Annotated in this window: 20 protein-coding genes; 13 read left to right on the top strand and 7 right to left on the bottom strand. The window is 68.7% G+C overall.

Annotation, left to right across the window (positions count from 1 at the left end):
- Positions 1 to 205 precede the first annotated feature (205 nt).
- Both ACWF0M_RS37320 and ACWF0M_RS37325 read right to left on the bottom strand, forming a co-directional pair.
- The gene (locus ACWF0M_RS37320; RefSeq protein WP_452240494.1) at positions 206 to 832 is read right to left on the bottom strand and encodes a hypothetical protein; all 627 of its coding nucleotides are present in this window, start codon (positions 830 to 832) and stop codon (positions 206 to 208) included.
- Positions 825 to 2747 carry an acyl-CoA dehydrogenase family protein gene (locus tag ACWF0M_RS37325; protein WP_452240495.1) on the bottom strand — a complete coding sequence of 641 codons (1923 nt, stop codon included), beginning with the start codon at positions 2745 to 2747 and terminating at the stop codon, positions 825 to 827. The genes ACWF0M_RS37320 and ACWF0M_RS37325 overlap by 8 nt, the downstream gene beginning before the upstream one ends.
- Positions 2748 to 2847: 100 nt before the next feature.
- On the opposite strand from ACWF0M_RS37325, the gene ACWF0M_RS37330 reads away from it, so the two are divergent.
- The 9 genes from ACWF0M_RS37330 to ACWF0M_RS37370 all read left to right on the top strand — a co-directional run bounded on the left by ACWF0M_RS37330 (position 2848) and on the right by ACWF0M_RS37370 (position 14279).
- On the top strand, positions 2848 to 3243 hold the full coding sequence (locus tag ACWF0M_RS37330) for a TOBE domain-containing protein (RefSeq protein ID WP_131335552.1): 396 nt from the start codon (positions 2848 to 2850) through the stop codon (positions 3241 to 3243).
- A complete protein-coding gene (gene modA / locus ACWF0M_RS37335; protein ID WP_452240496.1) occupies positions 3243 to 4028 on the top strand; it encodes a molybdate ABC transporter substrate-binding protein in 786 nt (261 codons plus the stop codon). The genes ACWF0M_RS37330 and modA overlap by 1 nt, the downstream gene beginning before the upstream one ends.
- On the top strand, positions 4025 to 4831 hold the full coding sequence (modB, locus tag ACWF0M_RS37340; RefSeq protein ID WP_452240497.1) for a molybdate ABC transporter permease subunit: 807 nt from the start codon (positions 4025 to 4027) through the stop codon (positions 4829 to 4831). The genes modA and modB overlap by 4 nt, the downstream gene beginning before the upstream one ends.
- Positions 4828 to 5889, top strand: a complete 1062-nt coding sequence (locus ACWF0M_RS37345; protein ID WP_452240498.1) for an ABC transporter ATP-binding protein — start codon at positions 4828 to 4830, stop codon at positions 5887 to 5889. Before modB ends, ACWF0M_RS37345 begins: the two co-directional genes overlap by 4 nt.
- A 346-nt stretch (positions 5890 to 6235) precedes the next feature.
- Positions 6236 to 8791, top strand: a complete 2556-nt coding sequence (gene lanKC, locus ACWF0M_RS37350; protein ID WP_452240499.1) for a class III lanthionine synthetase LanKC — start codon at positions 6236 to 6238, stop codon at positions 8789 to 8791.
- Between the two features lie 4 nt (positions 8792 to 8795).
- Positions 8796 to 8933, top strand: a complete 138-nt coding sequence (locus tag ACWF0M_RS37355) for a SapB/AmfS family lanthipeptide (protein WP_130387812.1) — start codon at positions 8796 to 8798, stop codon at positions 8931 to 8933.
- 119 nt (positions 8934 to 9052) lie between these two features.
- Complete coding sequence (locus tag ACWF0M_RS37360; RefSeq protein ID WP_452240500.1) at positions 9053 to 10936, top strand: prolyl oligopeptidase family serine peptidase; 1884 nt, start codon at positions 9053 to 9055, stop codon at positions 10934 to 10936.
- Positions 10933 to 12585, top strand: coding sequence for an ABC transporter ATP-binding protein (locus ACWF0M_RS37365; protein WP_452240501.1), 1653 nt, complete (start codon positions 10933 to 10935; stop codon positions 12583 to 12585). Before ACWF0M_RS37360 ends, ACWF0M_RS37365 begins: the two co-directional genes overlap by 4 nt.
- A complete protein-coding gene (locus ACWF0M_RS37370; RefSeq protein ID WP_452240502.1) occupies positions 12582 to 14279 on the top strand; it encodes an ABC transporter ATP-binding protein in 1698 nt (565 codons plus the stop codon). Before ACWF0M_RS37365 ends, ACWF0M_RS37370 begins: the two co-directional genes overlap by 4 nt.
- Here ACWF0M_RS37370 and ACWF0M_RS37375 read toward each other — a convergent pair.
- Positions 14258 to 14857, bottom strand: a complete 600-nt coding sequence (locus ACWF0M_RS37375) for a response regulator transcription factor (protein ID WP_452240503.1) — start codon at positions 14855 to 14857, stop codon at positions 14258 to 14260. The two genes, ACWF0M_RS37370 and ACWF0M_RS37375, sit on opposite strands and share 22 nt — an antisense overlap.
- Before the next feature lie 442 nt (positions 14858 to 15299).
- Between ACWF0M_RS37375 and ACWF0M_RS37380 the strand changes: the two genes are divergently transcribed.
- A complete protein-coding gene (locus tag ACWF0M_RS37380; RefSeq protein WP_452240504.1) occupies positions 15300 to 15962 on the top strand; it encodes a transglycosylase family protein in 663 nt (220 codons plus the stop codon).
- 72 nt (positions 15963 to 16034) lie between these two features.
- Here the strand turns inward: ACWF0M_RS37380 and ACWF0M_RS37385 are convergent, their stop codons facing one another.
- The 3 genes from ACWF0M_RS37385 to ACWF0M_RS37395 form a co-directional block, all read right to left on the bottom strand.
- Positions 16035 to 16685: a class I SAM-dependent methyltransferase gene (locus ACWF0M_RS37385; protein WP_452240505.1), complete on the bottom strand. Its 651-nt coding sequence runs from the start codon at positions 16683 to 16685 to the stop codon at positions 16035 to 16037.
- Between the two features lie 4 nt (positions 16686 to 16689).
- Positions 16690 to 17331, bottom strand: coding sequence for a Pr6Pr family membrane protein (locus tag ACWF0M_RS37390; RefSeq protein ID WP_452240506.1), 642 nt, complete (start codon positions 17329 to 17331; stop codon positions 16690 to 16692).
- Between the two features lie 113 nt (positions 17332 to 17444).
- A complete protein-coding gene (locus ACWF0M_RS37395; RefSeq protein WP_452240507.1) occupies positions 17445 to 17993 on the bottom strand; it encodes a 2TM domain-containing protein in 549 nt (182 codons plus the stop codon).
- A 79-nt stretch (positions 17994 to 18072) separates the two neighbouring features.
- On the opposite strand from ACWF0M_RS37395, the gene ACWF0M_RS37400 reads away from it, so the two are divergent.
- The 3 genes from ACWF0M_RS37400 to ACWF0M_RS37410 all read left to right on the top strand — a co-directional run bounded on the left by ACWF0M_RS37400 (position 18073) and on the right by ACWF0M_RS37410 (position 21392).
- The gene (locus ACWF0M_RS37400; RefSeq protein ID WP_452240508.1) at positions 18073 to 18672 is read left to right on the top strand and encodes a TetR/AcrR family transcriptional regulator; all 600 of its coding nucleotides are present in this window, start codon (positions 18073 to 18075) and stop codon (positions 18670 to 18672) included.
- Between the two features lie 82 nt (positions 18673 to 18754).
- On the top strand, positions 18755 to 19270 hold the full coding sequence (locus ACWF0M_RS37405) for an AAA family ATPase (protein WP_452240509.1): 516 nt from the start codon (positions 18755 to 18757) through the stop codon (positions 19268 to 19270).
- 34 nt (positions 19271 to 19304) lie between these two features.
- On the top strand, positions 19305 to 21392 hold the full coding sequence (locus ACWF0M_RS37410) for a molybdopterin-dependent oxidoreductase (RefSeq protein WP_452240510.1): 2088 nt from the start codon (positions 19305 to 19307) through the stop codon (positions 21390 to 21392).
- Here ACWF0M_RS37410 and ACWF0M_RS37415 read toward each other — a convergent pair.
- Positions 21379 to 22413 carry a LacI family DNA-binding transcriptional regulator gene (locus ACWF0M_RS37415; protein ID WP_452240511.1) on the bottom strand — a complete coding sequence of 345 codons (1035 nt, stop codon included), beginning with the start codon at positions 22411 to 22413 and terminating at the stop codon, positions 21379 to 21381. The two genes, ACWF0M_RS37410 and ACWF0M_RS37415, sit on opposite strands and share 14 nt — an antisense overlap.
- Positions 22414 to 23414 lie beyond the last annotated feature (1001 nt).

Genomic DNA, 23414 nt, shown 5'->3' on the forward strand with positions numbered 1-23414 from the left:
CCGGGGGGCCCCCCCCCCTGGGGGCCGCTCCCCTCTCGGGAAAAACACCCGCCCCCGGGCGGTGGGGGGGGGGTTTTGGCCGCCTGGGGGGGGGCCACAAACACCCGACACGGTCGGCGTTTCTTTCTGAAGACCGCCTCGCTGTACTGGTGCTGCTGGGGACCAGTACAGCGAGGCGGTTCTGTTTCCGGCTTGGTTTTCTGGACTAGTACGGGTAGGTGTCGTCGCGCCGGGTCGGGTCCAGGTCCCACAGCGAGAACTGGACGATCTTGTGGGACTCCTCGCCGCCGCCGGGGATCAGCCCGAACGACTCGTACTCCTTCGAGCCCAGTCCGTCGAGATAGCAGAGCAGCTCGAACGCCGACTGCGCGTCCTCGATGTCGTCGATCACCTCGTCGTTCTGCGCTTCGTCCGCGCGGCTCCGCACGTACTGCACGAAGGCCTCCGGATCGGTCACCACGTAGTCGTACCGCGCCTGGTAGCTGAGGCGGACCCCGCTCTCCGGCAGCAGCGGCTCCTCCAGCTCCTCGAGGTCGTCCAGGGCACCGCCCTCGACGATCTCCCGGTAGTCCGCGGGGTCGTCGAAGTCGTCCGGCCCCAGGGGCAGGTCGTCCAGCTCGTCGGGGTCGTACGAGTCGATCCCGAGGAAGATGTCACCCCAGCCTCGTTCGTGCACCGCGTCCGCGAGCGCTCGGGCCTGGACCCGGACGTTCTCGATCGCGCCGGTGGCCCGCAGGTCGTGCAGGTCCAGTGCGTCAGCCTGCTCCAGCAGCACCCGGGCGAGTTCACGGGCGGCCTCGGCAGCCGACGCGGGTTCGATCGGCTCACTCATGCTGTGACGGTACAACCATGGGCACATCGACCGCCGAGCCCGGTACGCCGAACGCGTCGACCAGCTCCACCGCGGCCGGACGGACGACCGCGCACAACTCGTTGACGAGCGCGGTGATCGCCTTCGATCGCCCCGGTGAGAGCCGCCCGTGTTCGAGGTACCACGCGCGCTCCGCCTCGATCGTCGCCAGGGCATGCAGGTCGTACACATCCTGCAGCCGCGGCCGGATCTCGTCCGGCGCGTTCCGCACCGCGGTCTGGAACGCCTCGAGAACGATCCGGTCCACATGCGCTCGGCCGGCCGCGATCACATGGTCCTGGCACCGGTTGAACACGTCGAACGGATCGTCGCCGGCATCGATCCCGGCCTTCAGCCGCCGCGCCACCCCGGACAGTATGTGCTGCTCCCGGAACCGCAGCAGCCCCGAGTGGTAGTCGTCGTCGCGCAGCCCCGCATCCGGATCCTTGGCATCACTCCGATTCGGTACGACGTCCCGCAGCCGCTCGATCAGCGGACGCAGCGCGGCCTTCTCGACCGCGATCTCCACCGCCTGCGCCGCGACGAACCTCGCCGTACCCAACGGGTCGAGCTTGCCGAACGACTCGCGGTAGTCGGTCAGCAGACCCTTCGCCACCAGCTGCAGCAGGACCGTGTTGTCGCCCTCGAACGTGGTGAACACATCGGTGTCCGCCTTCAGCGTCGCCAACCTGTTCTCGGCCAGGTACCCCGCGCCGCCGCACGCCTCCCGGCACATCTGGATGGTCTCGGTCGCGTGCCAGGTCCCGAGCGCCTTCGTCCCGGCCGCCTGCGCCTCCAGCGCCCGCCGGTCGTGCTCGCCCCGGTCGTCATCGAACACCCGGGCGAACTCCTCCACCAGCTCGGCCTGCGCGAAGTGCAGTGCATACGTCCGCGCGAGCAACGGCAGCAGTCTGCGCTGATGCATCCGGTAGTCGAGCAGGATCGCCTCCTCGTCACTTCCCGGAGCGCCGAACTGGCGCCGCTGAGCGCCGTACCTGATCGCGATCGTCAAAGCCACCTTGCTCGCGTTGATCGCCGCGCCGCCGACCGACACCCGGCCCTGCACGAGCGTGCCGAGCATGGTGAAGAACCGGCGGTCCGGATTCTCGATCGCACTGCTGTAGTTGCCGTCCGCATCGACCTGGGCGTACCGGTCGAGCAACGCGTCCCGCGGCACCCGGACCTGGTCGAAGACGATCCGCCCGTTGTCGACCCCGTTCAGCCCGAGCTTCGGCCCGCAGTCCGACAACGTCACGCCCGGCAGCGCCGCCCCGTCCGCACCCCGGATCGGCACCATCAGACAGTGCACGCCATGGCGCTCGCCGCCGACGATCAACTGCGCGAACACGGCCGCCATCCGCCCATGACGTGCCGCGTTACCGATGTAGTCCTTCCGCGCCGCGGACGACGGCGTGTGTACGACGAACTCTCCCGTCGCCTCGTCGTACGTCGCTGTCGTGCCGAGGGCCTGCACATTCGACCCGTGACCGGTCTCCGTCATCGCGAAGCAGCCGAGCAACCGCCCGCTGATCGCATCCGCCAGATACTGCTCGTGATGCTTCTCCGTCCCGAGATGCAGGATCGCGCCGGCGAACAGTCCGAACTGCACCCCGGCCTTCACCATCAGCGACAGGTCGCCGAAGGCCAGCGTCTCGAACGCCGCGATGAATCCGCCCAGATCTGCCTCACCTCCGTACTCCTTCGGATAGCCCCGCGCGGGCAGCCCGTCCGCGGCCGACTGCAGCAGCAGGTCGAGGATCCGGTCCCGATACTCGTCCCGCGGCAGCCGGACCACCAGGTCACCCAAGTCAGCGTGCGCGCCCAGCCCTGCCCGCACGGCGTCCCGCGCCGCCTTGTGCGGCCCGTCCACGTAGTCCCGCATCGCCGATGTGCTCATGTCCTATAACTTACGAGGAATCGCCGCTACTTTCCGTCACTGCTTCGCGACTGTGGAAAACCTGGCATCAATCCGCATCTGCGGCGATAGACTGTCTGCCGTGCCGAACTTGCGGGTCAGTGAGGCGGCCGCGCTTCTGGGAGTCAGCGACGACACGGTTCGGCGCTGGATCGATCAGGGCCGGTTGCCGTCGAAGCAGGAGAACGGCCGGATGGCCGTCGACGGGCAAGCGCTCGCCACGTTCGCCCAGGAGCTGGCGGACTCGCCGGAGCCGGGTCACACCGCCGCGGCCTCGGCCCGGAACCGGATGCGCGGGATCGTCACCCGGGTGCTCAAGGACGGTGTGATGGCCCAGGTCGAGATGCAGGCCGGGCCGTTCCGCGTCGTGTCGCTGATGAGCCGTGAGGCCGCCGACGAGCTCGGCCTGGAGCCCGGTGTGGTGGCCGTCGCATCCATCAAATCCACCCATGTCGTCGTCGAGATCCCGGAGGCCTGATGTTCCGCCGTACCGCGTTCGCCGCCTTTGCCGCCGTCGCCGCGCTCGCCCTGGCCGGGTGTGGCAACGACACCCCGGCGGCGTCCTCGTCCCCGTCGACCGGCTCGAGCACGCTGGCTCTGTCGGGCACGGTGAACGTCCTCGCCGCGGCCTCGCTGACTGGCACGTTCACGCAGCTGGGCAAGGACTTCGAGGCCGCACACCCCGGCGTGAAGGTGACCTTCAGCTTCGCCGGAAGCTCGGCGCTCGCGAAGCAGATCAACTCGGGCGCGCCGGCGGACGTCTTCGCCTCGGCGGCGCCGAAGAACATGGACGACGTCACGGACAAGGGCATGCCGACGAACTTCGTGAAGAACACGCTGGAGATCGCCGTACCGAAGGGCAATCCGGGCAAGATCACCGGGCTCAAGGACTTCGCGGACAAGAACAAGAAGATCGCGCTCTGCGCCGTACAGGTCCCCTGTGGCGCGGCGGCCGACAAGGTGTTCAAGGCAACGGGCATCACCGCGCAGCCGGACAGCCTCGAGCAGGACGTGAAGGCGGCGCTGACCAAGGTCAGCCTCGGTGAGGTCGACGCGGCGCTCGTGTACAAGACCGACGTACTGTCCGCCAAGGACAAGGTCGACGGCATCGAGTTCCCGGAGTCGAGCAAGGCCGTGAACGAGTACCCGATCGCCACGCTGACCAAGGCTCCGAACCCGGACGGCGCCAAGGCGTTCGTCGACTACGTCCTGTCGGACAAGGGCAAGGCGGTCCTGACCGCAGCAGGCTTCGGCGCACCGTGAGTCGTCGTGGCAGGAGTACTAGCGGGCGGCTGCCCCTAGTACTCCTGCTGCCTGCTCTGCTCGGGCTGGCGTTCCTGCTGGTCCCCTTGGTCGGTCTGCTGATCAAGGCGCCTTGGTCGACGTTGCCGGGGCGCTTGTTCAGTGCCGACGTGTGGCAGGCGCTGCGGCTGTCACTGGTGTGCGCGACAGCTGCCACTGCCTTGTGCTTGCTACTAGGTGTTCCGCTGGCGTGGTTGCTCGCCCGTGGCGGGCTGCCGGGCCGGAGTGTGATCCGGGCGTTCGTGACGGTTCCACTGGTGCTGCCGCCCGTGGTTGGTGGCGTTGCGTTGTTACTGGTCCTCGGACGACGCGGTCTGGTCGGTCAGCACCTTGATACCTGGTTTGGCATCTCTTTGCCGTTCACGACGGCCGGTGTGGTTGTTGCAGAGGCCTTTGTGGCTATGCCGTTCCTGGTGATCTCGGTAGAGGGCGCATTGCGTGCTGCTGACCCGCGGTACGAGGAGGCGGCCGCAACACTCGGTGCCGGACGGTGGCTGACGTTCCGACGCGTGACACTGCCTTCGATCGCACCTGGGGTTGTTGCCGGGACGGTGCTCTGCTGGGCGCGTGCACTGGGTGAGTTCGGCGCCACCATCACGTTCGCCGGCAACTTCCCGGGCCGTACGACGACCATGCCGCTAGCCGTCTACCTGGCGTTGGAGACCGATCCCGACGTGGCCGTCGTACTGAGTCTGGTCCTTCTACTGGTGTCCGTCGTCGTACTGGCATCTCTCCGCGAACGTTGGATCGGTGGACTCCGTTGACTCTGTACGCCGACGTACGGGTGAGCCGCGGCGCTTTCGATCTCACACTGGACCTGACTGTCGAGCCAGGCGAGGTTGTCGCACTTCTCGGGCCCAACGGCGCCGGCAAGACCACAGCGCTCCGTGCCATCGCCGGACTGCTCGCGCTGGACCACGGACGCATCGCGTTGGACTCCACGGTCTGGGACGAGCCGCCGCGCACCTTCCGTACGCCGGACCGCCGGCCGATCGGCGTGGTGTTCCAGGACTACCTACTGTTCAACCACCTGAGCTGCTTGGAGAACGTGGCCTTCGGGCTCCGTGCCCGCGGTGTGGAGAAGCAGACCGCCCGGCTGGAGGCCACGCGCTGGCTCGAAACGGTCGGCTTGTCGGAGTACGCCCGTACTCGTCCCCGCGCGCTGTCCGGCGGGCAAGCCCAACGCGTCGCCCTGGCGCGAGCGTTGGCCACCGACCCCGAGCTCCTGCTGCTCGACGAACCGCTAGCTGCCCTGGACGCGGGCACTACCCTCCACGTCCGAGCTGAACTGGGCCAGCACCTCGCCCGCTTCGAAGGCCGCACCCTGCTGGTCACGCACGACCCGCTGGACGCCATGGTCCTGGCAGATCGCCTGATCATCATCGAGAACGGCCAGGTCGTCCAGGAAGGCAAACCCACCGAGGTGGCCCACCGCCCCCGCACCGACTACGTAGCTCAACTGGTGGGCCTCAACCTCTACCGCGGCGACGCTTCCGGCACCACAGTCCGCCTGACCGAGGGCGGCACGATCACCCTGGCCGAGCCGGCCACCGGCCCAGTCCACGTGGCGTTCCCGCCGACGGCCGTCAGCCTGTACACAGAGCCTCCGTCCGGCAGCCCCCGCAACACCTGGCCGGCCGTGGTCACCGGCATAGAACAGCACGCCCACACAGTCCGAGTCCGCCTCGACGCCTCCCCCACCGGCCCCGCCGACCTCCTCGCCGACATCACCCCCGCCGCAGTAGCCGACCTCCACCTGACCCCCGGCCAACCCCTCCACACCACCCTCAAAGCCACCGAAGTCCACACCTACCCGGTCTAACCCGCACGGCACCCGGGTCCGCGTACAAGTCGCCGGGACAGGGAACAGGTAATTGCCTGTCTCCAGGCCCCGGAGGGGGTGCCCAGTCTCGGCGGGCGGCCTCGCGGAGCGGGGTGACGACGGAGGTTGGGGGAAGTTACGGGCTGTGATGGTGTTGGGGTTGATTGACATGTTGTCACGGACGGATTCACGCTCGGGATGCGCGGTTTGGTAACGAAGAGTGTTTAGATACTCACTCGTAGTGTGTGGGTTCTTCACACGAGAGTGATGACATCGTGCACTACGCCGACCCCGTTCGAGGCGCCCAAGATGTGACGGCGCACCACGAAAGGGGGGTCGGACAGTCATGCACGAGAGTTACGAGTTCTACTGCCTTGCGGATCGGCGGTTCTACGAGACGCCGGCCAACCGTGGTGCGCAGCATCCGGATTTCGCGATCACGCAGCGGCCGGTGCCGAGCGGCTGGCAGCACGTGCCGGGCGAGCAGTGGATGCACTACGCGCCGGACGGTCTCCGGCTTCCCCAGCAGGGCTGGAAGATCCACGTCTCGGCCCGGCTCCAGGACGTCGAGCGGACGCTCGAGGCCGTGTGGGAGTACTGCGTCCCGCGCGGCATCGCGTTCAAGTTCCTGCGCAACGAGGCCGTCCTCGTGATGACGAACTCGAAGGCCGCTCCCCGCGGGTCGAGCGGCAAGCTGGTGACGATCTACCCGACCGACGACACGCAACTCGAGCTCGTACTCAAAGAGCTCGACGAGGTACTCCGCGGCGTCGAAGGCCCTTATATCCTGAGCGATCTGCGCTACGGCGACGGCCCGCTGTTCGTCCGGTACGGCGCTTTCGTCAGCCGGTACTGCCTCTCGCCGACCGGTGAACGCGTCCTGGCGATCGAGGATGCCCACGGCAATCTCGTCCCGGATCACCGCGGCCCGACCTTCGTTCTGCCACCGTGGATCCAGCTGCCGGACTTCCTGAAGCCGCACCTCGACGCGCGCAACGCCGTCACCACCAACGATCTCGCGTACACGATCGACGGCGTCATCCAGTTCTCCAACGGCGGCGGCGTGTACCTCGGCCACCACAACGAGACCGGCGATCGCGTCGTACTCAAGGAAGGTCGTCCGCACGCGGGCCTCGACATGGCCGGGCGGGACGCGGTCGCGCGGATCGCCCACGAGCGCGACATCCTCGAGCAGCTGGACGGCCTGGACGTCGTACCGCGGACGCATGACTACCTGCAGCTGGGTGATCATCACTTCCTCGTGCAGGAGCACATCGATTCGGTGTCGCTGCAACGCGAGCTGGTACGGCGTTATCCGCTGACGCATCCGGACGCCACCGAGGCCGACAAGGCGACGTACGCAGAATGGGCGGCCGCGATGGTCGCCAAGGTCGGCGAGGCCGTCGGCCAGCTGCACGAGCGCGGTGTGGTGTTCTGCGACCTGCACCCGGACAACCTGCTGCTCGACGTGAACGGCAAGCTGACGCTGATCGACTTCGAGGTCGCGACCCGCGCCGAGGACCAGGCCCGCTCGACGCTCGCCCATCCCGGGTACGCCGCTCCGCAGGACCGGCAAGGTGTCGACGTCGACCGGTACGCGCTGGCCTGTATCGCGCTCGGCGTTTATGCGCCGCAGGCGACGATCCTGCTGAATCTCCATCCCGGTAAGGCGTTCCAGCTCGCCGACATGATCGCCGACACGTTCCCGGTGCCGCGCGCCGCGCTCGACGAGGCCGTCCGGACGATCGTCGGCGCCAACACCACCAACGAACTCGAAGACCTGGCTTTGCCCGGCAAGGCTGAGTGGACCGACGTACGCGCGGCGCTCACCAAGTCGATCGTCGCCGCAGCGACTCCGGAACGCACCGACCGCCTGTTCCCGGGCGACATCGCGCAGTTCCGCGACGGCGGCGGCATCGACCTCGCTACCGGCGCGGCCGGCGTCCTGTACGCGCTCGCGAAGACGGGCGCCGGACGCTTCCCGGAGTACGACGACTGGCTGCGCAAGCAAGCCCTCGACACCGCGGCCGGACCCGGGCTGTACGACGGTCTGCACGGCGTCGCCCATGTCCTCGACGAGCTCGGCCACCGGCAGGACGCACTGGACCTGGTCGAACGCACTCTCGCCGACGACTGGAGCTCCCGCGAGCTGGGGCTGCACTCCGGCCTGGCCGGCATCGGCCTGAACCTCCTGCACTTCGACACCGAGCCGACGCTCCGCGCGAAGGCAGTCCGGGTCCTCGACCTGGTAGCAGACCGGCTCGAGCAAGACGTACCGGAGATCAGCGGCGGGCAGCACGCACGCGCCGGTCTGATGTACGGCTCCTCCGGTCCGGCATTGCTGTTCCTCAACGCGTTCGAGCAGCTCGGCGACACCGGTCTGCTCGACCTCGCCGAGATCGCGATCCGGCAGGACCTCAAGCGCACCGTGCTCACCGAGGACGGGATGCGTCAGGTCAACCAGGGCTGGCGGACCCTGCCGTACCTCGAAGAGGGCTCGGCCGGCGTCGCGCTCGTCCTCGAGCGCTATCTGCGGCACCGCCCGTCCGAGGAGCTCGCAAGCACGCTCAGCGAGCTCAAGCGAGTCACGCACTGCGACTACTACGTCCAGCCCGGCCTGTTCATGGGTCGTGCCGGCATCCTCCTCACCGCCGCCGCGCTCGACGATGAGGTTGACGATCTCGTTCGCGGTCTCGGCTGGCATGCGATGCCGTTCGAGGGCGGCCTCGCGTACCCGGGCAACCAGCTGCTCCGTCTCTCGATGGACCTGGCCACCGGATCGGCCGGCGTCCTGCTGGCCCTGGGTACGGCGCTGCACGACGCGCCGGTGTCCCTCCCGTTCCTCGGACCTCCCCAGTGGTCCGAGTCCTTGTCCCGACGATCTGCATCGAAGGAGGTGTAAACACATGGCACTTCTCGACCTTCAGGGTCTGGAGACCCCGGGTTACGGCCACGGCGGCCACCACCACGGCGGCTCCACGCTGACCGTGCTGGGCTGCGCTTCGCAGACCCCGAGCAACCTGAGCCTGCTGCTCTGCCACTGATACGGCACCTGTATGTCAGGTAGTGAGGCCCTGGGTGGGCGGATACCTACCCAGGGCCGACCTGTCTCCGGGTAGCCCCGGGCCTGCGGGCTCGTTGTGTTGTTGGGAGAGAGAGTGAGGTGATCGATTCCGTGCAGGCTTATCCATGCGCCGAGCGTCTGACGCTCGTGGAGCAGGTGCACGGTTGTACCGTCGCGGACCCGTACCGCTGGCTCGAGGACCCGTCGGCCTCCGAGCACTGGCTGCGGGACCAGGACGACCTGTGGCTGACGTACGCCGCGTCGCTGACCAACCGGTTCCGCTGGAAGAACCGCGTCCGGCAGCTGTCCGACGTCAGCAGTGTCTCCACGCCCGTCTGGCGCGGTGGCCGCTGCTTCACCCTGCGCCGCGAGACCGGTCAGCAGTACGCCGTGCTGTATGTCGACGAGACGCCCCTGCTCGACCCGGGCGGTCTGACCACGCTAGACGCCTGGCAGCCCTCCCCGGACGGCACCAAGCTGGCGTACCAACTCTCGCGCGGCGGCGACGAGCGCTCCTCGCTCCACGTCCTCGACGTAGAGACGGGCGAGCTGATCGACGGCCCGCTCGACGGGTGCCGCTACTCGCCCGTGGCCTGGCTCCCGGACGGGAACACCTTCTATTACGTGCGCTTCCGTCAGGTACGCCGCCATCGCCTGGGCGACCCCGACGACACCACGATCCTCGCCGCCGAGGCGTCGTACGGACTGGAGATCAGCGCGGACGGTCGCTGGCTGACCATCTGCACGACGACCGATGTCTGGCTCGCCGACCTGACCATGGACGCGCCGCCCAGGCACCTGCCGCAGGACGCGACCACGATCATGTCGGTCGGTCCGGACGGCCGTTTGTACGTCGTCACCACCCAGGACTCGCCCACCGGCCGGATCTGCGTCGGTGACCCGACCGAGCCGACCGTCTGGCACGACTACCTCCGGCCGAGCGCACCGCTGACCGGTCTCGCCGTCCTCGACGACGTCGTCCTGGTCAGCACGGCAACCGAGATCTCGGTCCACGATCGACCAACCGGCCAATGGCTCCGGACCCTCGAGCTCCCGGGCCACGGATCCGTCGGATCGCTCACGGCGCACGGGAATCGTGCTTGGTTCAGCTACACGGACAGCGTCACACCGCCGACGGTCTACTGCTATGACGCGCACACCAACAACACAACGGACTGGGGTTGGGCGGGAGGTGATGGACACGGGGCCGAGACGCATCGGCTGACACGCGTGCCGGACGCCAGCGCGGGCATCGGCCGAATCGCATCGACCAGTTCCGGTGTCGAGCTGCGGGTCATCGGCAAACCAGGGCCGCGTCCCACGATTCTCTACGGGTACGGCGGGTTCGGGCAGGCGCTCACGCCGACGTACTCCGCCTTCGCGCTGGCCTGGGTCGAGGCGGGCGGCTCGTTCGTCACCGCGACCCTCCGCGGCGACGGGGCATCGGGCACCCGCCACACCAAGCAGGACACCGTCGACGACTTCATCGCCGCCGCCGAGCACCTGATCGCCGAAGGCTGGACCACCGCCGACCAGCTCGCCATCTGCGGTGAGTCGAACGGCGGCCTCCTGACCGCGGCTGCACTCACCCAACGCCCGGAGCTGCTCGCCGCCGCGGTCTGCTCGGCACCGCTGACCGACATGCTCCGCTACGAGCTCTCGGGTCTCGGTGAGCGTTGGACCACGGAGTACGGCTCCGTCGAAGACCCCGACGACTTCAAGAACCTGTTGAGCTACTCGCCGTACCATCGCGTCGCCGACGGCGTGAAGTACCCGGCGGTCCTGCTGACGGCCTTCGGGAACGACACCCGCGTGGATCCCTTGCACGCGAGGAAGCTGTGCGCGGCGCTGCAGCACGCGACGGCGAGCAGCCGACCCGTACTGCTGAGGTTCGAGCCGGACGCCGGCCACACGACCGGCGGAGTCAACCTGGCCGCCGACATCCTCGCCTTCCTCGCCAACGAGACAGGCTTGGGCCAATGATCACCTTCGGCGAAGTAGCGAAGCACGGTCGGGGCTGGTTGCCGCTGATCGGGGTCAACGCGCTCATCGGCAGCGCCGTCACGCTCGCGCTCCCGACCATCCTCGGTCGTTCGGTCGACTCGATCGTCGCCGGCACCGGCTACACGCGCTGGCTGGTCATCGCGGCCGCATTGATCGGCCTCGGGATCGCGGCGAGCATCGTCGACGCGTTCGCCGGCGCGGCCTGTGTCGCCGAGACCACGGCCTGGCTCCGTCATCGGCTGGTCCGGCACGTCGTCCGCGGCGGCCCCGGCGGTACGCGCGACTTCGAGACCGGCGACCTCGTCACCCGCGTCTCGGCCAACGCCACCGACGCCGCCCAGGCCGGGCCGGCCGCGGTGACCGCGATCGCCGCCATCGCTCCCCCGCTCGGCAGCCTCGTCCTGCTGGCGGTGATCGACCCCTGGCTCGCGGCAGCGTTCTTCGGCGGCGTCCTGCTCGTGATCCTGGTCCTCTGGACCTTCGCCAAGCGGACCGCCGACGTCAGCCTCGCCTACCAGGAGACCCAGGGCCGCATCGCCGCCCTGCTGTCCGAGTCGCTCACCGGTATCCGCACCATCACGGCCGCCGGTACGACGGAACGCGAGGAGCGCCGCATCCTCGGCCTGCTCCCCGAACTGCACCGCAACGGCGTCGTCACCTGGCGGATCCTGGCCCGCTCCGGCGCGCAGGCCGCGGTCGTCGGCCCGCTCGTCCTGGTCGCTGTCCTGGCCGTCGGCGGACTGCAACTCGTGGCCGGCAACATCACCGCGGGCGAGCTGTTCGCCGCCTCGCAGTACGCCGTGCTCGGCGCTGGGCTCGGCAACCTGACCGGTGTCCTCGGCGAGCTCGCCCGCGCCAAGGCCGGCGTCCAGCGGTCCGCCGAGGTGATCGCGGTCGAGCCTGTCGCCCACGGCACTCTGACGCTGCCGGCCGGTCCCGGGCAGCTGACGTTCGACGGCGTCAGCGTGGTCGTCGACGGGAACGTCCTGCTGGACAACGTGAATCTCGACCTCCCGGGTGGGATCACGATCGCGGTCGTCGGCCCGAGCGGTGCCGGCAAGTCCGTCTTCGCGGCGGTCGCGGCGCGGCTGCGGGACCCGTCGACGGGTCAGGTCTCGCTGGACGGCGTACCGCTGCAAGCTGTGAGCCGGCGAGCCCTGCGCAGCGCGGTCGGGTGCGCGTTCGAGCGTCCGCAGCTGGTCGGCCGGACGGTCGGCGAGGCGATCGACCCGCACGCGGTCAGCCCGATCCGTACCCTCGCCGCCGCCCGCGCCACGCACGCCCACGACTTCGTCAGCCGCCTGCCCGACGGGTACTTCACTTCGTTGCGCAAGGCACCGATGTCCGGCGGCGAACGGCAACGTCTCGGTCTGGCCCGCGCCTGGTCGGCCAACCGCCTGCTGGTCCTCGACGACGCCACGTCGAGCCTCGACACCGCGACCGAACGCCAGATCAGCCACACGCTCACCGAGGACCGGCACCATCGCACCCGCCTGATCGTCACCCATCGCCCGGCCACCGCCGCGCGCGCAGACCTGGTCATCTGGCTCGACCACGGCCAGGTCCAAGCCATCGCCCCGCACGCAGACCTCTGGCCCGACACGTCGTACCGAGCCGTTTTCGGATGAGAAGAGAGCTGTCGTACGGAGCTGCCGCGCTGCGGAAGCCGGCCACTGTCAAGTTGATCGGGTGGTCGGTTCCGGAGATCCTGCCGACGGCGGTGTACGGGATCGCGGTGGCGCGGGCGACGGACAGCTTTCTCGATGGGCATACCTGGCACGGGATCGCCTGGCTCGGCGGGCTGGTCGCGACGGCTGGCCTGGGGGCGGCCGGCGCGCGGCAGGTGTACGGGCGGCTCGGTGAAATCGTCGAGCCGTTGCGGGACGATCTGGTACGCCGGGTTGTCGGCGGCGCGCTCCGGACCGGGGACGACGGGGCAGTCGCGCGGCTGAACCGGCAGGTGGAGATCGTCCGCGACACGTTCGCGGGGCTCGTCCTCGTACTGCGCAGTTTCGCGGTCACGCTGTTCGGCGTACTGACCGGGTTGTTGTCACTCGCTCCGCTCGTCGCCGCGTTCGTCGTACCGCCATTCTTGCTGGGGTTCGTGCTGTCGCTCGCGGTGCTCGGGATGGCGGCGGACCGGGTGCGCGCATCGTTGACCGCGGACGAGGAACTCGCGGCGTCGGCCGGCATGGTGTTCAGCGGGGTGCGCGACATCTCCGCCAGCGGGACCGAGGAGTACGCCGAATGGTTGGCCGGGCAGCCGATCGAGGCCCACGCAGCGGCGGAGCGCGCGCTCGCGAAGGTGTCGGCGCTCCGGACGTTGTGCTTCGCGGTCGGCGGTTGGCTTCCGCTGCTGATCCTGCTCGCTACCGGGCCGTGGCTGGTGGGGCGTGGAGTCAGTACGGGCACCTTGCTCGGCGGGCTCACGTACGTCCTGATCGGCTTGCAACCGGCGCTGAACACGGTGATGAACGCTCTGGGCGACAGCGGCCTTCGGTACGTGATCACGCTCGGCCGGATCCTCGACGCCTCGACACCAGCGGAGGATCCACGACCGGTTCGGGAGCTGAACGGCTACCAGGTCCGGCTCCGCGGGCTGACCTTCGCGTACGGCCCCAAGGCCGAGCCGGTGCTCGACAAGCTCGAGCTGACGATCTCCGAAGGTGAGCACCTCGCCGTCGTCGGCCCCAGCGGCATCGGCAAGTCGACGCTGGCGGGCTTGGTCTGCGGCATGCTCACGCCGACGGGCGGCCGACTGCTGCTCGGCGGCGCGCCACCGGCGGAGGTGACGGCCGAGCGGCTCGCCGAGACGCGCGTACTGATCCCTCAGGAGGCCTATGTCTTCAGCGGGACCGTGCACGACAATCTCACCTATTTGTTGCCCGACGCAACGGACGACCAAGTAGCTCGGGCCGTGCAAAACGTCGGCGCCGGACGGCTGATCGACCGGATCGGCGGCCTACGTGCCGAGGTCAAGCCCGGCGAACTGTCCGCGGGAGAGAAACAGCTGATCGCGTTGGTGCGCGCCTACCTGTCACCCGCGCCGCTCGTCGTACTCGACGAAGCGACCTGCTTCCTCGACCCCGAGGCCGAACGCCAGGCCGAAGAGGCGTTCGCCCAACGCAACGGGACCCTCATCGTGATCGCACACCGCATCAGTTCCGCCCTGCGCGCGCGTCGCATCCTGGTCCTGGACGGCAACAAGGCAACGCTCGGGACGCATGCCGCACTGATGCGCACGTCCCGTATGTACCGCGACTTGCACGGCAGCTGGGCGCCAGCACCTCAGACGGCCGTTCAGATCCAGCCGGCGTCCTGAGCCTTCCGGATCGCCTCGATCCGGCTGCGGGATCCGGTCTTCGCAAGGATCCGGGACAGGTAGTTTCGCACGGTGCCCGCGCTGAGGCTGAGCGTACGGGCGACCTCCTGCGCCGTAGCGCCGGTGGTGACCTGACGCAGTACCTCGCACTCACGATCGGTCAACGGGTTGTCACCAGCCTTCAAAGCCGCTACAGCCAGTCGTACGTCGACCACGGGCAGACCCTTCGCGACATCGCGCACGGCCTGCACAAGGAGGTCGGTGGTCGCATCGGTCGCGATCAACCCGATCCGCGGCGCCTGCTTGACCAGCGCCAGACTGGTCGCCGGGATCGCCTCGTGGTCGATCAGCACCAGCACGCCGCGCCCGGCGAGTTTGCGGCAGAGCTCCTCGATCCGGATCCGGCCGGGCAGCTGCGGGTCGAGCAGGAACACGTCCGGTCGCCGTCCGGCCACCTGGAGGACGTCCTCCGAGCAGTCCAGCTCGGCCACCACCTCCAGGTCGTTCTCCCTTGCCAGCACCGCGGCCAGTGCACCACGCACCAACGTGCCGCGATGGCCGAGAGCCACTCGGATCACCGCTTCTGCCCCCATCACATCCGTCGCCTCATCCGCCGGCTGCCGCGCGCCGATCGCATCACCGATCGCCGCACGGCGGCACCCGTGTCTCGATCAACGAGCGAACTCTCCGGACGACACGGGAACCGCGTCGAAGCGCCTCCGGAAAGCCGTTCCAAGCGGTGGTAAACCGATCGGTTCCGACCCTGCGGCGATCGGCGTGTCGGACCCGGAAACCGTTCTGTTGTTGGGGTTTCGGAATGTCAGGCCATGGAAAAAGTTCGGGGCAGATCGAAATCTGGGGTTGCGTTTCCGCCGAACGTCGCACAGGATGACTCAGGTCGCGCCGTTACCGGGGCGTGACCGTTCGGACGCCGTCCTGTGACCTGTCCGAGTGCCCCTCCCCTGCACGGGGGGCCTGGTGCGTCCCACCATGCCCAAGCTCACAAGGAGCGCGTTTCAGATGTCCAAGGCCCGACATGCGCGCACCCGGCGAAGTACCCGCCGGGTGGCTCGAACCCTGTCCATCGCCGGTCTGGGAGCCGGCATCACCGCAGCCGGCGCCGGAGCGGCATTCGCGACCGACTACCAGGTCAAGGCCGGTGACACCCTCTCCGAGATCGCCCAGGCCAACGGCGCCGACTGGCACGAACTGGCCCGGATCAACAAGCTGAAGGACCCGAACCTCATCCTGATCGGGCAGACCCTCTCGCTGGACGGTGTGAAGAAGACCGCCACCACAGCTCCGAAGAAGGTCACCAAGAAGTCCGAGACCACCAAGTCCTCGAAGTCCTCGAAGTCCTCGAAGTCCTCGAAGTCCGAGCAGACCGAGCGCAAGGCCAAGACCAGCCGTTCCCAGGACCGCCCGGCGACGACCAGCGGCAAGGCGAACCTGAGTGGCGCCTGGGCGAAGGTCGCGAACTGCGAGTCCAGCGGCAACCCGCGCGCTGTGAACTCGGCCGGCTACTACGGGCTGTTCCAGTTCGACCTGCAGACCTGGCGCAGCGTCGGCGGCTCCGGCAACCCGGCGAAGGCCTCCGCGGCCGAGCAGCTGATGCGCGCCAAGAAGCTCTACTCGCAGCGCGGCGCCTCCCCGTGGCCGGTCTGCGGCAAGTACCTCCGCTGACCCGGCAGCCGGGCGGGTCGGTGGTAGACCGTCCTCCCGCCACCTGCCCGGCACCCGGGAAGCACCAAGGTTTCAGGTGCGGGTGATGACCAGCATCTCGTCGGCGCCGACCTGGAACTCGTAGGGGACCTTGCGGATCTCGTAGGTCACGCCCTCGAGCGAGTCCAGCACGTCCCGCAGCCACGGGATCGGCTCGCCGGCCCCTTGCAGCACCAGCGGGAAGATCCGTACCTCGGCGTTGCTGACCCGGATCAGCTCGCGCAGCGCGGCCTCGTGCCAGGCGCGGTCGTACTTGTCGGCCCAGGTGAACAGCAGGTGCGAGCACAGCACCAACTCGAACCGCCGATCGCCGAACGGCAGCTCCGGCAGCCCCGCGGCGACGTACCGCTCCGGCGCGGCCGCGACGTCCTGCAGGAACCGGTCGGCCGCCTCGATCCGGTACTGGTCCTTCCGCTCCGGCGATCCGTACCAGTGCCAGACGAAACTCCCCTCGTGCTCACCGACGATCCCCGACGTCGCCGGCAGACTGCGCCGGACACTGTCGACGAGTTCGGGATGATCCAGCTCGTACGCCGGATCGGCGGCGATCGCGTCCACGCCACGGGCCGCGGCCTCGGCGGTGAAGCCGGCGCCACCCGCGCAGCAGTCGAGCACGGAGTCGGGGAGTTCCTTCAGGTCGAACATCGCTTCGTACTCGGCGTACGAGCGCGAGGTCACCAGCACGGGTCTACCTTTCGACGGTTGTCTTCCGGCGCAACCGGCGGTCGAGGGTGGTCGCCCCTGCCGCCAGAGCCAGGAACAGTACCGCCACCAGCAGACAGTTCAGTAGCACCCGCCCGTAGCCGTGCTCGTCGACGTTCACGAACGGGTACGGGTAGAAGCCGACGAACGCGCCGCGGACCAGCGTGAACACCAGCCACAGCACCGGGTACACGATCGACCAGCCGACGATCCCCCAGTCGGTGAGCCCGCGCGGCCCGAAGAGCAGCCAGCCGAGCACCCCGACGATCGGCGCGACGGTGTGCAGCAGCAAGTTCGCCACCGACGCCCACCCGTGCAGATCGTCCTGCCCCGCCAGCACCGCGTGATAGACGATGCCGGTCACCGCGATGCACAGCACGCCGTTCAGCCGCAGCGTCTTGAACAACTGAGCTCCTGACCGGCCGGGCTGCAGCGCGAGCATCAACGCTGTCCCGCCAAGCAGCAGGTTCGACTGGATCGTGAAGAAGGCGAACACGTTGAACACGCGCTCCGGGTTGTCCGGAAAGAACCCCTCATGCCCGTTCGCTGTCACGAAGAGTTGTACGACGATCCCGCACGCCACAACCGCCGCGGTCACCGCAGACCAGATCCGCCCACCCGTTGTCATGCCCGAAATGTACGACGCCTGACCGCCCGATCCGGGGACCTCGGCAACCCGACTTTGAGCCCCCATCAACCATTTTCCTGCCCGCGAAATGGTTGGTGGGGGCTCAAAGTCGGTTAGATGGGCTCCTTCTCGCGGGGGGTGGGGGTGGTGCGGTCGAAGGAGTAGCTGAACGAGACGACGGCGTCGATCGCGAGGACGAGCGTCCAGGTGCCGGCGGGCGCGAGCACCGCGTCGTACCCGCGGCCGGAGAGCAGGCCGAGTCCGATCATGATGCCGACGCCGACGACGTACGCGAGCAGGTGCCGGAACCAGCCGGCGCGTTCGCGGCGGGCGCGCTCCGGGCCCTTCTTCGGCGGCTTCACCGGACGCGGCGCGCCACCCATGAAGTGCGCGGCCCACTGGTCCGCCCATTTCAGCGTCCGGTGCCCGAACCCGACGCTGACTCCGATGAAGATCGCGGCCAGCGAGTGCTTGAACGACGGCTCCGCGCCCCGGTGGATGTCGACGATGCTCGCGACCAGCATCACGACGTCGACCAGCGGTACGCCGGCCAACAGGACGAGACCGGCCTTCGGCTGCCGCAGCAGGTAGCGGGTCACCAGTCCGGCGGCGAGCAGGACCCAGAATCCGATCTCACACGCGGCGATCACAGCGAGCAGCACAGCGTTCCCCTCCCGAGAAAGTTTCCAGTACGACTGTGTTTGTAAAACGAGGCTAACACAGTTGTGCTAAAAAGGATGCATGCCGAAGATCGTCGACCACACCACCCGTCGCGAGGAGATCGCCGAGGCGCTCTGGCGGGTGGTCCGCCGGGACGGGATCCGGGCGGCCTCGGTGCGCACCATCGCCGCCGAGGCCGGCTGGTCCGCGGGCGCGGTGCGGTACTACTTCCCGGACCAGGACGGGCTGCTCAGCTTCGCGATGGACCTGGTGACGCGCCGGGTGACCGAGCGGATCAGCGCCATCGAGCCCAAAGGAACCGCGACCGCGATCGCGCTGCGGTACCTCGAGGAGGCGCTCCCGCTGGACGCCGAGCGGCGCGCGGAGTTCGACGTCTGGATCGCGTTCATGGCCCAGGCCCAGGCCGAGACCGGCGCGGGCAGCCTGCACGAACACGTCGACACCGTTCACAACGGACTGCGCCGGCTGTGCGAGTCGCTGCTGAACACGCTCGCCGTCGATGGCGCTCTCAAGGACGGTCTCGATCTGCGTCGCGAGGCCGAGCGCCTGCATGCACTGCTCGACGGCCTTGCGTTGCACGCCGCGATCCAGCCCGAACGCACCACCCCGACCCGGGTCCGGCAGGTACTGCGGCATCATCTCGAGACCCTGATGGTCTGAGTAACCCCTTACAAACCTGGGTTTTCGGAGAAGAATCGCCGAGACCGGACTAAAACGTCGCGGCACGTGGCACGATCACCGCATGGAGTCCGAGGGGGTGATCGTCGTCAGCGGAATCATGGCGGCGGGGAAGTCGTCGGTGTCCCAAATGCTCGCCGAGAGATTCCAGTACGGCGTGCATCTTCGGGGGGACGTTTTCCGGCGGATGATCGTCAGCGGGCAGGCCTCGATGGCCGACGACGTACTCGAGGCACAACGCCAATTGCAGTTGCGCTACCGGCTGGCCTGCAAAGCCGCGGACGAGTACGCGAGCGCCGGATTCACGGTGGTCCTGCAGGACGTGGTGATCGGCGAACTGCTGCGCGAGTTCCTGGACGGCATCACGACCCGGCCGCGGTACCTCGTCGTACTGACACCGCGACCCGAGGTCATCTCGACCCGGCTCGGCGGCGGAGCGCATCATCTGGTCGACGAGCTCGACTACGAGCTGCACGCGTTCAGTCCGCGGCGCGGGTTGTGGCTGGACAACTCCGATCTGTCGGTCGGCGAGACCGTCGACGCGATCCTCGGGCGTCTCGACGAGGCACGCTTCGACTGATGCGGCACGAGCTACCCGAGGGTAGTTTGAGTGGATGACCGTACGGCGGACGTCCTGCAATCTCTGCGAAGCGATCTGCGGTGTCCTGGTGACCGTCGAGGACGGACGCGTCACCGACATCCGCGGCGACGAGTCCGACCCGCTGTCGCGCGGTCACATCTGCCCGAAGGCGGTCGCCCTGCGCGACCTCCAGGAGGACCCGGATCGGTTGACCACGCCGGTACGACGTACGCCCGACGGCTGGCAGGAGATCGGGTGGGAGGCCGCGTACGAGCTCGTCGTCGACAAGCTCACCGGGATCCAGCGCGAGCACGGGCGGAACTCGGTCGGCGTGTACCTGGGAAACCCGAACGTGCACAGTCTCGGCGCGCTCACCCACATGCCGACGATGGTCCGGCAGTTGCGGACCCGGAACCGGTTCTCTGCGACCTCGATCGACCAGTTGCCGCAGATGCTGGCGTCGTACCTGCTGTACGGGCACCAGTTGATGGTCGCGGTGCCGGACATCGACCGGACGTCGTACCTGTTGATGCTCGGGGCGAATCCGTTGGCGTCGAACGGGAGCATGATGACCGCGCCCGGATTCGGAAAACGTTTGAAGGAGTTGCGGAAACGCGGCGGAAAGCTGGTCGTCATCGATCCCCGCCGGACCGAGACTGCAGCGGTTTCCGACGAGCACCATTTCGTCCGTCCGGGAACGGATGCGGCGTTTCTGCTCGCGGTCATCCATGAGGTGATCACGCAAGGCTCCGCGCGGCCGGCGGCGTACGTCGACGGGTTCGATGTCGTGGAGGCAGCGGTCGAGGCGTGGACGCCCGAGCGGGCGGCGGACATCACCGGCATCTCGGCGGACGCGATCCGGCGCATCGCGCGGGAGTTCGCGGCGGCCGACCGGGCGGCCTGTTACGGACGGGTCGGGGTGTCGACGCAGCAGTTCGGCGCGATCTGCCAGTGGGCGATCCAGGTGCTGAACATCATCACCGGGAACCTCGACCGGCCCGGCGGGACGATGTTCCCGCGGCCGGCCGTGAACACGTTGCTCGGGCTCGGCCGCGGGCATGTCGGCGTCTGGAAGAGCCGAGTACGCGGGTTGCCGGAGTTCGGCGGCGAGCTGCCGGTGTCGACGATGGCGGAGGAGATCCTGACACCGGGCGAGGGCCAGATCCGCGCGATGGTGACGGTCGCCGGTAACCCGGTGCTGTCGACACCGGACGGGCGGCGCCTGGACGAGGCACTCGAGTCACTGGACTTCATGGTCGCGGTGGATCCGTACATCAACGAGACCACGCGGCACGCCGACGTGATCCTGCCGCCGGCGCCGCCGCTGGAGCGGGACCACTACGACATCGTGTTCCATCAACTGGCCGTGCGGAACACTGCCCGCTGGAACGACGCCGTACTCCCGAAGCCGGCCGAGGCGCGGCACGACTGGGAGATCTTCCGGGATCTCGGGCTGGCCTTCGTACGGCGTACTCCGTGGAGCCGGCGTCGGGTCGAGACGACGGCACGACTGCGGTTGTCGCCGCGGCGGATCGTGGACGCGGGGCTGCGGATCGGGCCGTACCGGTTGTCCGTCGGGAGGTTGCGGCGTACGCCGGGCGGGATCGACCTGGGACCGCTGCAACCGGCGCTGCCTGGGGCGCTGCACAAGAAGTCGAAGCGGATCGATCTCGCGCAGCGGATGATCCTCGACGACCTGCCGCGGCTCGACGCGCTGACCACCGTGGCCGTCGACGAGCTCCTGCTGATCGGCCGGCGGCACCTGCGCAACAACAACTCCTGGATGCACAACTCCGCGCGACTGGTGAAAGGGAAGCCGCGCCACCAGCTGTTGATGCATCCGCACGACCTGGCCGACCGCGACCTCGCCGACGGCCAGTTGGTGACAGTCACGTCCGCGGCCGGTTCGATCTCGGTAGAGGTTGCCTCCAGCAACGACATCATGCCGGGCGTGGTCAGCCTGCCGCACGGCTTCGGCCACAACCGTCCCGGAGCGAAGCTGTCGGTCGCCAACCAGGTGGCCGGTCCGAGCGTGAACGATGTCACCGACGCGGCATTCACCGACCACGTCGCCGGCACCGCCGCCGTCAACGGCGTACCGGTCACCGTCACCGCCCACTGACCCCCACCGCACCGAGCGGAGGAGCCGAGCTCTCGCGGATGATCAGCAGCGGCGTCGAGTACAGGTGGGGCTGCGGCTGGGCGCCTGCTAGGAGATCCAGCAGGCGGTGCGTCACCTCGGCGCCGTAGCCGACCACGTTGTGGCTCAGGGCCGTGAGGGTCGGATGCGTGATCCGGCACAGCGGCGAGTCGTCCCACGCGACCAGCGTGATGTCGTCGGGGATGCGCAGGCCGAGCGCCTGGATAACGGCCAGTCCGGCCACGGCCATCAGGTCGTTGTCGTAGATGATCGCCGTGGGACGCGGGATGGCGGCCAGTACGTCGCGGGTCGCATCGGCGCCCTGCGTCGCCGAGTAGTCGGTGTGATGGATCGAGGCCGTCAGCGCGAGCCGGCGGGCAGCCACGTCGTACGCCTGGTCACGGATCCAGACGTCGCCGAACTCGGGCGGACCGGCGACCCGCGCGATCACCCGGTGACCGAGGGACTCCACATGGTCGAGCGCCGCGGTCATCGCCGCGGTGCCATCGGTCCAGACGCACGGCATCCCGTCCGCGAGCGCGGGATCTCCGACCAGTACGGCCGGCAGACCGAGCTTCCGCAGTACCGGGATGCGGGGATCGGCGACGCGGAGGTCGACGACGATCACGCCGTCGACGCGGCGCTCGGCGGCCCATTTCCGGTACGTCGCGGCCTCCTCGTCCAGATCGGCCACAACCTGCAGGGCCAACGCGAACGACCTCTCGGACAGGACCGATTCGACGCCGCCGACGAAGCCCATGAAGTACGGCTCCTCGATCAACGTCTGCGCGGACCGCGCGAGCACCAGCCCGAACGTCTCACTGCGCGCGGCGGACAGCTGCCGCGCGGCCCGGTTCGGCACCCACTCCAACTCGGCGGCAACCTTCAGCACGCGCGCCCGGGTCGCCTCCGACACCCCGGGCTGGTTGTTGAGCGCGTACGACACCGCTCCTTGGGAGACCCCACAACGCCGGGCGATCTCCTTGATGGTCACACGAGACACGACGACACCCTCCTCACGGGCGGCCGGATCGCTGACGGTCGATCCAGCACCCTTCAGTGTCCCGCCATTTCAACCCTCTGTCATCACCAGAGCACACAAAGTAACCGTTTGATCAAACCCGCTCCGCGCCTCAATCAGCAGGGGATCCCCGGCGCCTCGGTCAGATGTGTGGTCGTCGGTGGCGGCATCCGGGGACCTGAGACAGGCCATGGAGGCCTGCAACCCGATATTTGCCGTCTCCGCCCACCAGCTCCTGTCTCCCCCCACCACACCGCGTCACAGCCAGACCCCCACCGCACCACACCACCGCTGGCCCGCACCGCACCATCGCACCACCACCCGCACCGCACCACCACCCGCACCGCACCACCACCCGCACCGCACCACCACCCGCACCACACCACCACCCGCACCACCGCCCGCACCGCACCCCCGCACCGCACCCCCGCACCGCACCCCCGCACCGCACCGCACCCCCGCACCGCACCACCGCACCGCCCGCACCGCACCCCCGCACCGCACCGCACCACCGCACCGCACCACCGCACCGCCCGCACCGTCTCGCCGGCCGGCCCGAGGTCGGGCGCGACGGATCCCTCGCACACGAGGGGATATCCGATGGTGTTGTGGCTTCTCCGTTGGTACTAGAGGGGAGAACCCACAACACCAGGGGATATCCGGTCTTCTGCCGGATGGGTGGGTGGTGGGTGGGTGTTGTGGTGCCGGCTGGCGGGTTATGTGGGCGATGGCGGGAAGCAGGAGGCCAGCGGCGACATAACCCGCCAGTGGCGACCCCGCCGACGGGCCGGCATCGGGCAGGCATGAGGCTGCAGCACCGGGCTGCCCCGGTCGGGGGAGCCGGCTGGACGATCGGGGTGGTGGCGGCGCGGCTGCTCGCGGCTGCTTGCGGCGGGGTGATGTGCACGCTCGACAGGTAGTGCACCGGTGAGACGGTGTACGCACAGGCGCGTTCACGCTCAGGTGCACTACCCGGCCACTCG

This window comes from Kribbella sp. NPDC055110 (assembly GCF_053607525.1).

What these genes read in the sequence shown, in the direction of transcription:
- ACWF0M_RS37390 (WP_452240506.1), bottom strand. Translation starts at nt 17,331, where the DNA reads ATGACAACGGGTGGGCGGATCTGGTCTGCGGTGACCGCGGCGGTTGTG.
- ACWF0M_RS37410 (WP_452240510.1), top strand. Translation starts at nt 19,305, where the DNA reads ATGACCGTACGGCGGACGTCCTGCAATCTCTGCGAAGCGATCTGCGGT.
- ACWF0M_RS37380 (WP_452240504.1), top strand. Translation starts at nt 15,300, where the DNA reads ATGTCCAAGGCCCGACATGCGCGCACCCGGCGAAGTACCCGCCGGGTG.
- ACWF0M_RS37370 (WP_452240502.1), top strand. Translation starts at nt 12,582, where the DNA reads ATGAGAAGAGAGCTGTCGTACGGAGCTGCCGCGCTGCGGAAGCCGGCC.
- modA (WP_452240496.1), top strand. Translation starts at nt 3,243, where the DNA reads ATGTTCCGCCGTACCGCGTTCGCCGCCTTTGCCGCCGTCGCCGCGCTC.
- ACWF0M_RS37320 (WP_452240494.1), bottom strand. Translation starts at nt 832, where the DNA reads ATGAGTGAGCCGATCGAACCCGCGTCGGCTGCCGAGGCCGCCCGTGAA.
- ACWF0M_RS37405 (WP_452240509.1), top strand. Translation starts at nt 18,755, where the DNA reads ATGGAGTCCGAGGGGGTGATCGTCGTCAGCGGAATCATGGCGGCGGGG.
- lanKC (WP_452240499.1), top strand. Translation starts at nt 6,236, where the DNA reads ATGCACGAGAGTTACGAGTTCTACTGCCTTGCGGATCGGCGGTTCTAC.
- ACWF0M_RS37365 (WP_452240501.1), top strand. Translation starts at nt 10,933, where the DNA reads ATGATCACCTTCGGCGAAGTAGCGAAGCACGGTCGGGGCTGGTTGCCG.
- ACWF0M_RS37400 (WP_452240508.1), top strand. Translation starts at nt 18,073, where the DNA reads ATGCCGAAGATCGTCGACCACACCACCCGTCGCGAGGAGATCGCCGAG.
- ACWF0M_RS37355 (WP_130387812.1), top strand. Translation starts at nt 8,796, where the DNA reads ATGGCACTTCTCGACCTTCAGGGTCTGGAGACCCCGGGTTACGGCCAC.
- ACWF0M_RS37325 (WP_452240495.1), bottom strand. Translation starts at nt 2,747, where the DNA reads ATGAGCACATCGGCGATGCGGGACTACGTGGACGGGCCGCACAAGGCG.